Raw genomic sequence first — 14,059 nt, forward strand, 5'->3', positions numbered from 1 at the left:
ATGAAAAAACAGTATTCCATCCGCTTTCTCTTACTTGCCGCTTTGGCGGCTGCCTTCTCCCTGGTGCTCGTGTTTACCGTAATCTACAGTGCAGACTCACAGCGTGATCATCTTGAAGAGTTCAGCCACAAATACGTGGATGGACTGGCAAAATCCTATTTCGATGGGCTGAATACCATGATGGTCACCGGCACCATCGGTAACCGGGATGTGCTTCGGAAAAAGGTGATGGCGTCTGAAGACGTGCTGGACGTGCGGGTGATTCGCAGTGACCATTTGAACCGGATCTTCGGCAACGGCAACGCGTCGGAACAGAAGCGGGAACCTTTGGACAAGAAAGCGCTTGCCGGTGAGCGGGTGGAGTCCTATTCCAGCAATGAGGACGGGCGAGTCTACACACTGATCGAGCCCGTGATCGCGATGGAGAACTATCAGGGCGTCAACTGTCTTGGCTGTCATCAGGCCAGTGAGGGAGACGTTCTTGGAGCCATTCGGGTGGACTATTCCATGGCTGACAGCGATGCCCGTTTGCAGCAGCAACTGCTGACCAGTGGCGGTATTCAGGTAGCCATCTTTGCTGCGGTGTTTTTCCTGACCGCCGCCGCTTTGAGTCGACTGGTGTTTTCCCGTTTGCGGCGACTCCACGACCGCATGGACGAGATCTCCAGAAATTCTGACCTGACCATTGAGCTTGAGGTTACCCGCAACGACGAGATCGGTTCCGTGTCCCGGGCGTTCAACCGGATGATGGCGAAGATACGGGAGAGCATGAATACCGTCATGGACAACGCCGAACAGGTTGAGCAGGCGGCCAGAAGCATTGCGGGGAAGGCTGACACGACAGAGAGGGAAGTGCTTGCCCAGCGTGACAACACAGATCAGGTGGCCAGCGCCACTACCGAGATGGCCGCATCTGCGGTTCAGGTCCGGGAAAATGCCATTCATACCACCCGAAAATCCGCAGATACTGCGGAATCAGCGAGCAAGGGTGAGAGCCTTGCCCGGAGTGCAGTAAAAAGCATCGAGGCATTGAACACCGAGGTCCAGAGTGGCGCAAAACGCATTGAGCAGCTGGATCAACGTACCAGCCAGATGTCGGATATGCTGGAGGTAATCTCCAATATCGCTGACCAGACCAACCTGCTGGCGCTCAATGCCGCTATCGAGGCGGCCCGTGCCGGAGAGCAGGGGCGCGGTTTTTCTGTGGTGGCCGATGAGGTGCGTGCGCTGGCGTCGAGAACCCAGGATTCAACGGAGGAAATCCGGAACACCATCAACGGACTGAAGGGAGAGGTTGTCGATTGTGTGGCCACCATGCGCCATGCCTCTGAGATGGCAGAGCATCAGGTTTCAGCGATTCTGACCGTAGAGTCTGAACTGCAAACCATTGCCTCTGCTGTGCGGGAGATCACCAACCTCAATCAGGAAATGGAGAGCGCTGCCAACGAGCAGAGCGATGTCTCCGAATCCATTAATCACAACGTGATTGAAATCAGTCGCTCGGCAGAGCAGACCTCCGGGGATGCCAAGGAGACAGCGAGAATTGCCGGAGACCTTCTGGCCATGGCCGAGAATCTCAGGAAAACCATCGAACAGTTCCGGCTGAATCAGGAAAGCCGCCTTTAGAACGGCGGCGTGGGTCTGGCGACAGGCTCAGCCCCGATGGTCGGAAACAAAGGGGTTGGTGGCTCGCTCCCGGCCAAAGGTGGACATTGGACCGTGTCCGGGAATGAACGCAACCTCGTCGCCGAGCGGGAACAGCTGTTCCCTGATAGAGCGAATCAGTGTTGCGTGGTCGCCCTTTGGAAAATCCGTGCGTCCGATCGAGCCATGGAACAGCACGTCACCTACCAGCGCCAGACCGGATTCCTTGTGGTAAAAAACCACATGTCCCGGTGTGTGGCCGGGGCAGTGAAGGACTTCCAGGGTCTGGTTACCCACGGTGACCTGCTGCCCATCTTCCAGCCAGCGATCCGGGGTGAAAACTTCCGGGGCCGGAAACCCGAACATCTGCGCCTGCTGGGGCAGGCCAACAATCCAGAAATTGTCTTCCTTCTGCGGCCCCTCAATGGGAATACCCAGCTCTTTGGACAGCTCCGCAGTTCCGCCGGCATGGTCAATGTGGGCATGGGTAAGCAGAATTTTTTCGACCGTCACGTCTTCCTCAGCCACAGCGGCGCGAATCTTCTCCAGATCCCCGCCCGGATCGACTACGGCTGCCCGGCGCGTCTTTTCGCACCAGATCAGTGAGCAGTTCTGCTGGAAAGGCGTGACCGGAATGATTCTGTAGTTCAGTGACATACCTGTTCTCAATCGCTGAAGAAATGGCTAGTGCCATCAGTTTACTGGAACATCCCGCGTAACAACGAACGCGCCCCGCAAATCGCCCTCGGAGAAGCCGGTCGCCTTGTCTTCAGGATAGAGTTCAGCCAGTTTTGCCTTCACCTCCGGGGCGATGGACTTACCGTGACAGCCAAGGCAAAGTTTCTGTGTCGGGATGGCGCTCATATATTGGAACGCCGGCTGTCCGGACGCTTCGGAGACCTGCCAGACCTCCACCGGTTTTCCGTTCTTTACCGGCTGTCTGTCCATGGCCAGCAGCTGGATCTCCTGCCAGTCGGTCGGGGTGTTTTCCGGGTTCCGGACTTTCAGACTGGTCCGACTGATGACCCAGCCGCCGCTGCTATTGTTGCTGGCGATTTCCGGTGCCACAGTCTTGCAAACACCAATACCGTTTGTGAGGCCGCCTTCTTTGATGGCCGCCTGGAGCGCCTGCTTCAGTGAGCCGCCGAAGCTTTTCACCAGGGAACGTGCTTCGGCAACCATTGCTTCCGGGCTATCTGCTTGGGGTTGCGCGAGAAGTGGCATGGAAAGCAAGGAGCATAGCAAGGCTGTTGTGATGGTCGGTTTGGTCATTGAATCTCTCCCGGGCTTCTTGGCTTTGGAATAAGTATATAACAAAGGAATAATCCCAAATTGAGCCAGGACAGATTCCGGTAGAGTCGATGAATGATTACCACGCCAGCCAGATAACGTGGCGGGCACCCTTGCCGGGTCGCAAGGCCCTCACTGTAACGGGCTCAACAGAAAATCCTGCCCGCCGCAGCCTCTCTGTGAAGGAATGCTCCTGGCCGGCAGACCAGTAGGCAAGGATGCCATCAGGTCGCAGGGCGTTCTGGGCGGCCGCAATGCCATCCGGTGAGTAGATCCAGTTGTTTTCTTTGCGGGTGAGGCCTTCCGGGCCGTTGTCGACATCGAGAAGGATGGCATCCCATTCGCCGTCGCTGTTTCTGAGTAATTCGGCCACATCACCAATGTGAACCTGCGCTCTCGGGTCGTTCAGCGGGTTGCCCGCCGCAGAGCCCAGCGGCCCGCGATTCCAGGCTTCTACTTCGGGAACCAGCTCGGCTACCGTCACCTGCGCATCGTCGCCCAGAGCGGCCAGCGCTGCTGCCAGCGTGAACCCCATGCCCAGGCCGCCGATAAGAACCCGGGGAGCAGGCTGATCGGCAATCCGTTCGCACGCCAGGGTGGCAAGAGCATCCTCCGAGCCGTGGATCCGGCTGTTCATCAATTCTCCGGTGGTGCCGGCAATTTTGATGGAAAATTCATCATTGCGTTGCAAAAGACGTAATCGGGTTCCCTTGCCGGGGATCATTGCGGTTCCGATTTCGGTAAAGCGGGCCATTGAGAAGTCCTGATGTCGGTAAGGAGGGGCAGTTTAGCTCGCCTGGAGCCAGGTTGAATATCACGGACCGAGAATCGGGGTTAAGAGAGGTGGTACCCCCGGCAGGACTCGCAAAATACTATAAGTTATTGATAAAAAATTATAAATAATTATTCTATTAGAGAATGTACCCCAATATATACCCCCTAAATCGTTTCTGTACTGCGGAGTGATTCCCATGTTTGAGATTGGGCGTAGCAAGCTATAATGTGCCAAAAGCGAATTATTACGCATGCATTAACGGGCGGCTGGTAATTGCGATCATGACAAAGCAGGGAGCTGGCTCCAGCGGCCAGGCAGGGTCTCTGCTCTCACTATTCCATTAAAGCATTTTTCTAAGCGGCCCGTGGGGAATTTATGTACACCATAAACGATTTGAAGAAGGCAAGAGCAGAGCTTGATGAGATGGCAGAGCGGTGGGTGGCCGCCGGTTTGGCAGATGACTCCAACCCGCTGGATACGGAAGCCAAGCTCGTGGCCAAAAAAGTTAGAGAGATTGAAGAAGACCTCAAACGGCGTGGGATCATTCCATACACCGACCATGAGTTAGCAGAGGCGTCACTTGATGCTGCGTTTCCGAATGCTCAGAGCAAGGAAATTGTCACATATAACGGCAGGAGATATCTGAGAAGATTCTATCCGGTAGAGAAAAGTAAGACGGGCAAGACAGTCAGAAAGTGGGGTAAAGAATGGGTACTACTAGACAAGGACTAGCTCAAGCTCATTAGGCGTTGCCTACAATCGATTTAATATCTTGACTACTAATGGTTGGCTGCAACCCACTGAGCTTCACGCTGGCAAAATTGGTTTATTATAGAATCTGACAAGATTCAATATTGCATCTCATGGGATTCAGATGTAAATTAGATGCTCGACCACCTTGGAGAGCAGGCTCATGAGCAAAATTGCAAAACTTATCGGAGAAAAAAAGTCCGGCAGCGCGAAGTTGGTGGCGTCAACAGTCCGAATTTCTGCCGAAACGCACTCTTTCGTTGAAGAGCTAGCTGACCAGCTAGGTTTGTCTAAGCAAGAAACTTTGGCGGTTTTAATAGATGACGGTGTTTCTGCGGCGCGCGAGGCTCTTGGGCTTGATGAGCCCGAGGAATCAACTACTCAATGCTCTTTCCACTTACTGAACACCAACAAAAGGAATAGTGTCGAAGATAGCCGGCGAATGCTTTCCGAAGGCATCGCGGCTGCGTTTTACGCTCCCTGGAAGTACAGCATCAATCGGATAAAAAAAGGTGATATCGTTTTTCTTTATGAAAACGGGGTTGGAGTTGTCGCTTATGGCCAAGCATCAGGAGAAACTCTGGTTCGGGATTACAATGGCGACGCTGATGAGTTCCATTATCAAGTTCTTTCAAATTTCACAGTTCTTCAAACTCCGATAAAAGCCAGCGAGATAAGGAAGGTACTTAGCGGCAATATTGTCTTTCTACGAACAATGGTGTCGATCGCTGACGGAGATAAGCTTCTTGCCGAAATCGAATCAAGAAATTCAGTCTAATTAGCCGATGCATAATGCTAGAAAACGCACAGCGGTCCACCTAAACGGCTCTTTTGTGACCGGGATTATTTTGGCAATTAGGGGCGATAGTCAAATGCTCGACACTGTAAAAGATTGGCTAGAAGATTTAGCAATAGTTGCAAATCATAAAAAAGAGCAGGCAAGAATAAACGGAGAGGGATATACCTGGTATAGCAGTCAGAAGAATAAGGATATTAAGAGAAAGTTCTCTCAAGAAGGTGAAAAGCTAGCTTCCAACGGACGCCGTATAGCCGCTAGGTCAAGCGGTGATAGTACTGGTGGGGAATGGCTGTATGACTTCACCTTACGCGAATTCGACGAAAATAACCGATTTTTTGGCGTCCCTCTTGCCGCTGAAATAGAACTATCAGATCCAAAGCCCAGAGGGCTTATATACGACTTTAATAAATTACTGCAATCTGATGCAGATAATAAGGTGTTCATATTTCAACAAAAATATGCATTCGAATTTAAAAATATGATCAGATATTTTGATAGTTCTTTTTATGCCTATAATCATAAGTTAAAGAGTAAATTTCTCGTGGCTTGCTGGTTAACTTCGAAGTATGAATTTACGTATAAATTCTATTCTGGCGCAAAGTCTAATCATTGGGAGCGCGCCTTGTGAGAGATACGCTTGTTGTAGGGTTTGGTGGAGCCGGTAGTTATATCGCTGAATACGCCCAAGGACTCCTTGGCTGTGATGCTCTTGCGATCAATACCGACGCTAGTGCCTTGAGAAAGAGTAGCTTTGTATCGAAATTGCTAATTGGCCCAGGCGCTTGCAAAGGTGCCCCCGCTGGTGTGCCCCAGCATGGTCTTCTTGCTGCGGAGGAATCAATAGTTGAGTTAGAGCATGCACTGGCAGGCTATGTAACGGTTGTTTTGGTAGCTGGGTTCGGGGGTGGAACTGGCACCGGCGCGGTTCCGGTGGTAGTCAGGCTTGCCCGTTCACTGGGAAAAAATCTTATTGTAGCTGCAACACTCCCATTTGGCTTTGAAGATACTCGGCGGAAGGTCGCCCTTGACGCGCTGTCTGACCTGCAATCAGAAGGCGTGGAAGTGCTGGTTTTTGATAATCAGGCTCTATTAGAAGATGGCTCCAATCATAGTACGCCGTTGCCGGATTTATTCGCGCGGTCGGCCCGGAAAATTTCAGAATCGGTTCGGGCACGCCTAGCCGTAGTTACGTAAATCGGTAAGGATCACCTCCTTTATTCATTTGTTCTACACACTTCAATGAATCGCAAAGCTCTATACGACTTCGCTTCACCGCGCTACGCGACTCATGCCGACGTCGAATCTCGATGACCAGAGCTCCTCTGACCAGAGCTCCTCTATGTGCAGGGAGATATTGGGAAAATCCAGACCAGGGTGTTTATCGAGAGGTCTGGAACTACACCTGCCTATTTGACATACGCCCGAAAAAGCCATTGAATGGGAAAAGTTAGCTACACCTCTTAAAGTCTCCCGGTGGGTTGGGAGTGCCAGTACTTCTGGTGGGGTGTATCTAGCATGGACACAACCCAATTACAGCTAAGTTGACTTCACAGCGTTCTACGCAGCCTGTGCTCCGGCACCTTCATGATCAGTACCTCTGGAGGGTGTGTTGTCAGCTTTTTCTTGTACGAACCAGTGAGAGCAAATATGACTTCTTCCCAGCACCAGCCCCACCTGAAAAAATCCGTGGACAACCGTTCCAGGCAGCTCAATCCGTGTGATCCGGCTTTCTACAAATCTCGTGGTTTTTCCGATGAGAAGGCTGATAGGCACGCCTCTTTATCTCGAATTGCTCCCATCAAATCCTGAGATCCTGACTTAAGGGCCATGGCCTCGTGGTGGCTAGCTATCACGAGGACTCTCCCTAAAGTAGGCGGCTTATTGCCGTATGGATTTAACCTTCTGATAGTCAGGCATTCGAGCTTTATCCGGTTTGGTTTGAATAGCCATTTTTTGGAAAAAATCATGACTGCAAAAATTTTGATTACAGGTTCTTCCGGGCTTGTCGGCACATCCCTGATTCACCGTTTTCTTGGACAGGACGTAGAAGTTCGGAAGTTTGATTTAAATGAGAAAAACCAGTGTAAAGGAGATGTTCGAGATCCACTTAAGGTCCGTCAGGCAGTAGAAGGCTGCGACGGAATTATCCATCTCGCGGCAGTGTCCCGGGTGATTTGGGGGCAGCGAGATCCTGATCTTTGCTGGGCTACCAATGTTGGCGGGCTCAACAATTTACTGGAAGCAATAGTAGGCCTGGAGCGCAAGCCATGGGTGGTTTTTGCCAGCAGTAGGGAGGTTTACGGGGAGCCGGATGTCCTGCCTGTGGACGAAACCTGTGCCTTACGTCCGGTCAATGTTTATGGTCGCTCCAAGGTCGAAGGAGAGCGCCTGATCGAAGTTGCCAGGGCGGCAGGTTTAAGAGCCAGTATCGTTCGTCTATCCAACGTCTACGGCTCTACAGCCGACCATGCAGATCGAGTTATTCCCGCATTTGCCAAGGCTGCCGCTACAGGCGATACGCTACACCTTGAAGGTGCCGGTAACACCTTTGACTTTACCCACATAGACGACGTTTCACGGGGTCTTTTAACGCTATCGAAGCGATTGATCGACGGGGGCGAGGCGCCGCCCCCCATCCATTTTGTAGGTGGTGTTCCCACGACTCTCGGTGAACTTGCCGAATTGGCGATCGAACTTGCTGCCAGCCAATCAGAGATTGCACATGCGGCTCCGAGGAATTTCGATGTTGCACAGTTTTTTGGTAACCGCTCGAGAGCGGCGGAATTGTTGAACTGGACTCCCGAGGTAAGTCTTCGTGAAGGGCTCGCACGGCTTATATATGACTATCGCAAAGAATGTACTGCCTCAAAGCAGGAGATCGCATCCTAATGAAAATAGTCAAAGTCATCCATGGCTATCCCATGCGCTATAACGCCGGTTCAGAAGTCTATAGCCAGACACTTTGTCATGGGCTTGCTGAACGTCATGAAGTACATGTCTTCACCCGGGAAGAAGATTCCTTTGCGCCTGACTTTCGGCTGCGGACAGAACGGGACCCTGACGACCCCAGGATTACTATCCACCTCGTAAACAACCCGCGACTGAAGGATCGCTACCGGGCCACGGGTATTGATCAGCGCTTTGCGGAGGTACTGGATAAGGTTCAGCCCGATCTGGTTCATGTGGGGCACCTTAATCATCTGTCCACCTCCTTGCTACGTGAGGCTGCCCTGCGGGATATCCCTATTATCTATACGCTCCATGATTACTGGATCATGTGTCCCCGTGGGCAATTTATGCAAACCTCGCCTAAGGACCCAACCGATCTTTGGGCCGCTTGTGACGGCCAAGAAGACCGTAAATGCGCTGAACGCTGTTATTCCCGCTATTTCAGTGGTGCACCGGATGAATATGAGGCGGATGTCGCTTACTGGTCTGACTGGGTAGGTCGGCGTATGCGGCATGTCGGTGAAATGACGGAACTGGTTGATCTCTTTGTGGCACCCGCCCGATACCTAAGCAACCGTTACCGCGAGGACTTTGGCTTGCCTCAGGGCAAACTGGTTTACCTGGATTACGGCTTTGACCGGGCCCGGATGGCCGGTAGGGAAAGATCGTCCGGAGAGCCTTTTACTTTTGGCTACATCGGCACACAAATTCCGGCGAAAGGAATTCATGACCTGATTCGTGCATTTGGCCGCCTTGAAGGTAGTGCAATGCTGAAAATCTGGGGGAAACCGCGAGGGCAGGATACTGAAGCGCTGAAGGGGATGATCGCTGCACTACCGGAAGGACTGAGCGAACGTGTTGAGTGGTGCCCCGAGTACAGGAATCAGCATCTGGTACCGGATGTGTTCAATCGCTGTGATGCCATCGTCGTGCCGTCCGTATGGGTGGAGAATTCCCCACTGGTTATTCATGAGGCGCAGCAGGCCCGTGTGCCGGTAATAACGGCGAATGCTGGTGGCATGGCCGAATACGTAGAGCATGAAGTCAATGGGCTTCTCTTCGAACATCGGTCCTTCACGGCTTTATCGGATCAGATGCAACGTCTTCTTGATGACCCGGATCTGGCTAGAAGACTGGGTGATCGAGGTTATCTGTTCAGCGACACGGGGGATATCCCTGACATCGGAGCCCATGTTGAGGAAATAGAGAAACTGTATGAGCAGGTTTTACGGCGGCGTGACAGTACACGCATTCAGCATAATCCTGGGCCTTGGCGCATTACCTTTGATACGAATCCCGACACCTGCAACATGAAATGCATCATGTGTGAGGACCATTCACCGCACAGTCAGACGCAAACCCAGCGTAGAAAAGAGGGCCGGCCACGGCGCCTCATGCCCTTTGAGATGATCGAAAAGGTCATCGCTGATGCAGCTCCCCACGGGTTGCAGGAAATTATCCCTTCAACAATGGGTGAGCCGCTTCTATACAAACAGTTCGAGGGCATCCTGGAGCTCTGTGAACGCTATGGAGTCAAACTCAATTTAACCACCAATGGGACCTTTCCTCGACTTGGTGCTCAGGCTTGGGCAGAAAAGATCGTGCCAGTCACTTCGGACGTGAAATTCTCCTGGAATGGGGCCACCAAAGAAACCCATGAGAGGATTATGCTGGGCGCGCGATGGGAGACAGTACTTGAGAATTTGCGCACCTTTATTTCCGTTCGTGACGCACAGGCAAGTGACGGTGGAAATCGGTGTCGAGTTACCCTGCAATTAACCTTTCTGGAAGCCAATGTGGCAGAACTCGCAGACATCGTTCGGCTCGCCATAGAGTGCGGTGTGGACAGAGTAAAAGGGCACCACCTTTGGGCGCACTTTAAAGAAATTGATGATCAGTCTATGCGGCGTAACCGGGAATCGATACTGCGCTGGAATAAAGCTGTTATCGAAGCACGGGCTGCAGCTTCAGCAGCCACATTGCCCAATGGGCGTTATATTTTGCTTGAGAACATCTTTTTATTGGACGAAACGGCAACTGAAAATCTCGCTCCTGAAGGGGCTTGTCCGTTTCTGGGACAGGAAGCCTGGATCAGCGCTCAGGGGCGCTTCAATCCCTGCTGTGCGCCTGATCAGCAGCGCAAAACACTCGGTGACTTTGGCAACCTGAACGAAAAGCCGATTATGGAGATCTGGAATGGTAAAGCCTATCGTGAACTAGCAACGACTTACCGTAATCGGAGCCTATGCCGCGGTTGTAATATGCGGAAGCCGGCTGGGGGTGGTGCATGACTGATCCCACTCATAACGCCCGAGACATCCGTGCTTCATTTCAAGCTGATGGCTTTGTTTGTGATCCTGGGGTGTTATTAAGTCGACAAGTTCATGACTTGCAAACAATGGCCGAATCAGGCATCGCCGATGCATCGAAGGCTAACCAGCTTCAATTAGAAAAAATGAAAAACCTTGCTTCTGCATGGGGAATCAATAGCACTTTTGTAAAGGCTATGGTGACGGCGGTCATGCCGCAACTCAAAGCAGTGGCAAGCAAGGTGGCAGAGGTTCACCCACAGCCTGTTGATGCCACTCTTTTCATAAAATCTCCTTGGGCAAGAAGTGCAACCCATGCTCATCAGGATATTGCGTACAGGTGGAATCGAGGGCCGGAAGCTCGCTATGGCTTGACGACCTGGCTGGCACTTGATGATATTTGTGTGGAAAAAGGAGGGGTACTTTCGTTTCTACCTGGATCACACTACAAAAAGATCAGTGTGCGCCAGGACTTTCTCGCGTCTGAGTTTCGTGATCACGCAACAAGCGATGAATGGGCGGAGTGCGCTATTCCTGTTCCTGTCACAGCTGGAGATGTGGTGATTTTTGATGCACAAACCTGGCATGCAGCAGATGCATTTACGGGGCAGGGTGCTCGTCGTGTGCTGGCAGTCCGTTGGTCTTATGCAGACCAATACGAGAGAAGAATTGAGATTCCTGTTCCCCGAGTTGATCCCGAATGCTTTGGAATAGACACATCGGGGAACCTATTACTCGATGCTTTTTTACGTGCTTACCCCACATTACCTGTCTTCGAGCAAGCAGGTACGTTAGCAGAAAAAATCGAGGTAATGCTTGATTGGTGTAGCTCCAATAATGAGCCTGTATACCCTCTTGCCCAACAAGTGCTAGAAGACCTCGTCCAGGCGTTACAAATTGAGTCAACTCATGGTGCTCGCCCTAATCCGGATCTTTGGTTGGGTGTGAGAGATCGGGTTATTCCCGCCCTCAGTGCCAGGTTCGAGAAGAGGAGGAGTTCGCATGAGTGATTGGCGCAACTTACGTCCTGCCGCTTGCAAAACTCATCATATCAATCCTGAAGGGCAGCCTGCCTATAGCGAGCGGTTTGATGAAGTGTTGGCTTTCCATCCGCCAGGCTTGGCGCCTGTTCTGCGTGACTTGGCGGCATGGCACATCAACCCTGACGGCACGGCGGCCTATTCTCGCCGCTTTTTAAAGACCTTTGGATTCTATGGTGGAATTGCCGCAGTTTGTGATGAGTCCGGCTGGCACCACATTGATGCATCTGCTGAGGAAATCTACTCACAGCGGTATGCATGGTGTGGCAATTTTCAGGAAAGGCGATGCACGGTGCGTCAACATACTGGTTTGTACTGCCACATTGATGAGCTAGGTGCTGAAATATCTGATACTCACTGGCGCTATGCCGGTGACTATCGTGATGGTCTTGCGGTTGTGCAGGCAGAGGATGGTAAATCTACGCATGTGGATTTACAGGGTCGTCCCACTCATGGTCACTGGTTTCTTGACTTGGATGTTTACCACAAGGGTTTTGCGCGAGCCCGTGACGACGCAGGATGGATGCACATCGACAGCAACGGGGCTGCAGTCTATAAAAGGCGCTTTGCTGCAGTTGAGCCCTTCTATAACGGGCAGGCGCGGGTAGAGCGTCTTGATGGTGGGCGGGAGATAATTTCAGAAGCAGGAAAAACGCTAATTACGTTGTGCCTCCCACGCCAGTCAGAATTCGCGGCATTGTCTGGCGATATGGTGGGGTTCTGGAAAACGCAGACGATAGCTACTGCCATTGAACTGGGTATCCCTGAAGTACTCCCGCTCCAGGAGGCCGGTATTTCTGAGCAATGTGGCCTCTCCTCCCAGGCCACTCGCCGGCTCATGCGCGCACTTGAAGAACTGCATATCGCTCATCACGCGGATAAAAGCTGGCACCTCACTGCGCGCGGCGAATTTCTACGGGCTGATCACCGGATGACTCTGGCCGATGCAGCCCTTGAATACGCTGGCCCACTATCTGCTATGTGGTCCTCACTGACGCAAGCCCTGCGCATTGATGGGAACTGGAAAGCACCTGATGTCTTCGGTGAAGTGGCTCAGAATCCAAAACGCGTGGCATCGCACCATCGCATGCTGCGAAGCTATGCCCGTCATGATTATCCCGCTGTCTCAAGAAGTTTGGGGCTTCGTGGTAATGAACATATTCTCGATGCGGGAGGAGGCCTGGGTACGCTGGCCAACTTTATGCTGGATGCGCACCCGGGAATAAAGGTAACGGTCCTGGACCGAAGTGAAGTCATTGCGCAGGGCAGTCATGAACAGCCCGAGCGTGAGGGGCTTAAGTGGAAAGCAGTGGACCTTTTTAAGCCATGGGGCGTGGAGGCTGACGGTGTGATCTTGTCCCGGGTTCTCCATGACTGGAATGATTCCGATGCCATACAGATTCTGCATCATGCCAGGGCGTCATTGTCAGCGGGTGGCCGTTTATTTGTGGTGGAAATGCTGTTGCCTGAAGAGGGCGGATCGGGAGGCCTTTGTGACTTGCATTTGTTGATGGCGACAGGGGGAGAGGAGCGAACAGCAAGCCAGTACCAGAAGCTTCTTGAAGCATCCGGTTTTGAGTTTCTCCAGGTTAAGAATCTGGCAGCGTTGCCTTCGGTATTGGTGGGGATAGCCAAATGAACAAGTTGGCATATCAACATTACTCCGTTACCGCCGATCTGCTTGAAAAAGTGCCCTCTGATCGAGCTGTCGTGATACTGCTTCGGCATTCGATTCGGGACGAACTGCCGCCGGACGGTATTGGCTATATGCTTCCCATTACCGAAGAGGGGAAGCAGCAGGGGGCAAAATTTGGTCAAATATTGGGCGATCGCTTAAAGACGTTGCACAGTAGTCCGCTGGCGCGATGCGTAGAAACAGCTGAGGCCCTCAATAAGGGCGCTGGGTTGGACCTACCCATCACCGAAGACCGATTGCTTGGCGATCCGGGGGCATTTGTCATTGATGGCGAAATAGCCTGGTCCAATTGGGAGCGGCTTGGATCTAAAGGGGTCATGCGACACTTGGTCACGGAGAATGATGCTCTTCCTGGTATGGCGCGACCCGGTGAGGCGGCTCATCGTTTGGTGAGTCATATGCTGGCAGCCTCAGAGAATAGGCTGGGGGTGCATGTTTTCGTCACGCACGACTCTTTGGTGATGGCCACCGCTGCACGTTTACTGGGGGAGCCGCTGGATCAGGGCTCTTACCCGGACTACCTTGAAGGCGTTTTTTTCTGGCAGGGCGATGGTGGTATCCATACTGCGTACAGAAGTTGGTTCTCTGTTAGAGAGCCGCTTTTAGCTGGTCTATAACACCTCAGCTATTACCGGAACTGCACCGCATTGAGCTGGCAGCCAGGGCCAGGCCGACCTTTTGTTCAAGCAGAAGGTTGGCTTCGCAAGCAGAACTCTGGCCAATAAGGAATGTTCTGAGTATACGATCCTAAAACTTTTCAAACCTATATCACCTCCGTGAACCAAGGCATTGACAGTGTCTTCCCTC

At 52.3% G+C, this 14,059-nt stretch carries 13 protein-coding genes; 10 read left to right on the forward strand and 3 right to left on the reverse strand.

Annotated features, from left to right (window positions below):
* Positions 1–1,626, forward strand: coding sequence for a methyl-accepting chemotaxis protein (locus ACP86_RS16835; RefSeq protein WP_053114846.1), 1,626 nt, complete (start codon positions 1–3; stop codon positions 1,624–1,626).
* Between the two features lie 27 nt (positions 1,627–1,653).
* On the opposite strand, the gene ACP86_RS16840 is transcribed toward ACP86_RS16835, so the two are convergent.
* The 3 genes from ACP86_RS16840 to ACP86_RS16850 form a co-directional block, all read right to left on the reverse strand.
* Positions 1,654–2,301, reverse strand: a complete 648-nt coding sequence (locus ACP86_RS16840) for an MBL fold metallo-hydrolase (RefSeq protein ID WP_053114847.1) — start codon at positions 2,299–2,301, stop codon at positions 1,654–1,656.
* A gap of 36 nt (positions 2,302–2,337) precedes the next feature.
* Positions 2,338–2,916 (reverse strand): DUF3365 domain-containing protein, encoded by a 579-nt coding sequence (locus ACP86_RS16845; protein ID WP_053114848.1) that lies wholly within the window; start codon positions 2,914–2,916, stop codon positions 2,338–2,340.
* Between the two features lie 97 nt (positions 2,917–3,013).
* Complete coding sequence (locus ACP86_RS16850) at positions 3,014–3,688, reverse strand: spermidine synthase (protein WP_053114849.1); 675 nt, start codon at positions 3,686–3,688, stop codon at positions 3,014–3,016.
* A 396-nt stretch (positions 3,689–4,084) separates the two neighbouring features.
* Between ACP86_RS16850 and ACP86_RS16855 the strand changes: the two genes are divergently transcribed.
* From ACP86_RS16855 to ACP86_RS16895, 9 genes are all read left to right on the forward strand, one after another.
* Positions 4,085–4,441: a hypothetical protein gene (locus ACP86_RS16855; RefSeq protein ID WP_053114850.1), complete on the forward strand. Its 357-nt coding sequence runs from the start codon at positions 4,085–4,087 to the stop codon at positions 4,439–4,441.
* A 181-nt stretch (positions 4,442–4,622) separates the two neighbouring features.
* The gene (locus ACP86_RS16860; protein WP_053114851.1) at positions 4,623–5,237 is read left to right on the forward strand and encodes a hypothetical protein; all 615 of its coding nucleotides are present in this window, start codon (positions 4,623–4,625) and stop codon (positions 5,235–5,237) included.
* Between the two features lie 55 nt (positions 5,238–5,292).
* Entirely contained in the window at positions 5,293–5,886 is a 594-nt protein-coding gene (locus ACP86_RS16865) for a hypothetical protein (RefSeq protein ID WP_141201889.1), read from the forward strand.
* The gene (locus tag ACP86_RS16870; protein WP_053114853.1) at positions 5,883–6,452 is read left to right on the forward strand and encodes a hypothetical protein; all 570 of its coding nucleotides are present in this window, start codon (positions 5,883–5,885) and stop codon (positions 6,450–6,452) included. Before ACP86_RS16865 ends, ACP86_RS16870 begins: the two co-directional genes overlap by 4 nt.
* 771 nt (positions 6,453–7,223) lie before the next feature.
* Positions 7,224–8,147 (forward strand): NAD-dependent epimerase/dehydratase family protein, encoded by a 924-nt coding sequence (locus ACP86_RS16875; protein ID WP_053115557.1) that lies wholly within the window; start codon positions 7,224–7,226, stop codon positions 8,145–8,147.
* Positions 8,147–10,498, forward strand: a complete 2,352-nt coding sequence (locus ACP86_RS16880; RefSeq protein WP_053114854.1) for a glycosyltransferase — start codon at positions 8,147–8,149, stop codon at positions 10,496–10,498. The genes ACP86_RS16875 and ACP86_RS16880 overlap by 1 nt, the downstream gene beginning before the upstream one ends.
* Positions 10,495–11,526, forward strand: coding sequence for a phytanoyl-CoA dioxygenase family protein (locus ACP86_RS16885; RefSeq protein ID WP_075267685.1), 1,032 nt, complete (start codon positions 10,495–10,497; stop codon positions 11,524–11,526). Before ACP86_RS16880 ends, ACP86_RS16885 begins: the two co-directional genes overlap by 4 nt.
* A complete protein-coding gene (locus tag ACP86_RS16890; protein ID WP_053114856.1) occupies positions 11,519–13,195 on the forward strand; it encodes a methyltransferase in 1,677 nt (558 codons plus the stop codon). Before ACP86_RS16885 ends, ACP86_RS16890 begins: the two co-directional genes overlap by 8 nt.
* Positions 13,192–13,869, forward strand: coding sequence for a histidine phosphatase family protein (locus ACP86_RS16895; protein WP_053114857.1), 678 nt, complete (start codon positions 13,192–13,194; stop codon positions 13,867–13,869). The genes ACP86_RS16890 and ACP86_RS16895 overlap by 4 nt, the downstream gene beginning before the upstream one ends.
* Positions 13,870–14,059: the final 190 nt, after the last annotated feature.

The sequence above is a fragment of the Marinobacter sp. CP1 genome (assembly GCF_001266795.1).
GTDB classification, from domain to species: Bacteria; Pseudomonadota; Gammaproteobacteria; order Pseudomonadales; family Oleiphilaceae; genus Marinobacter; species Marinobacter flavimaris.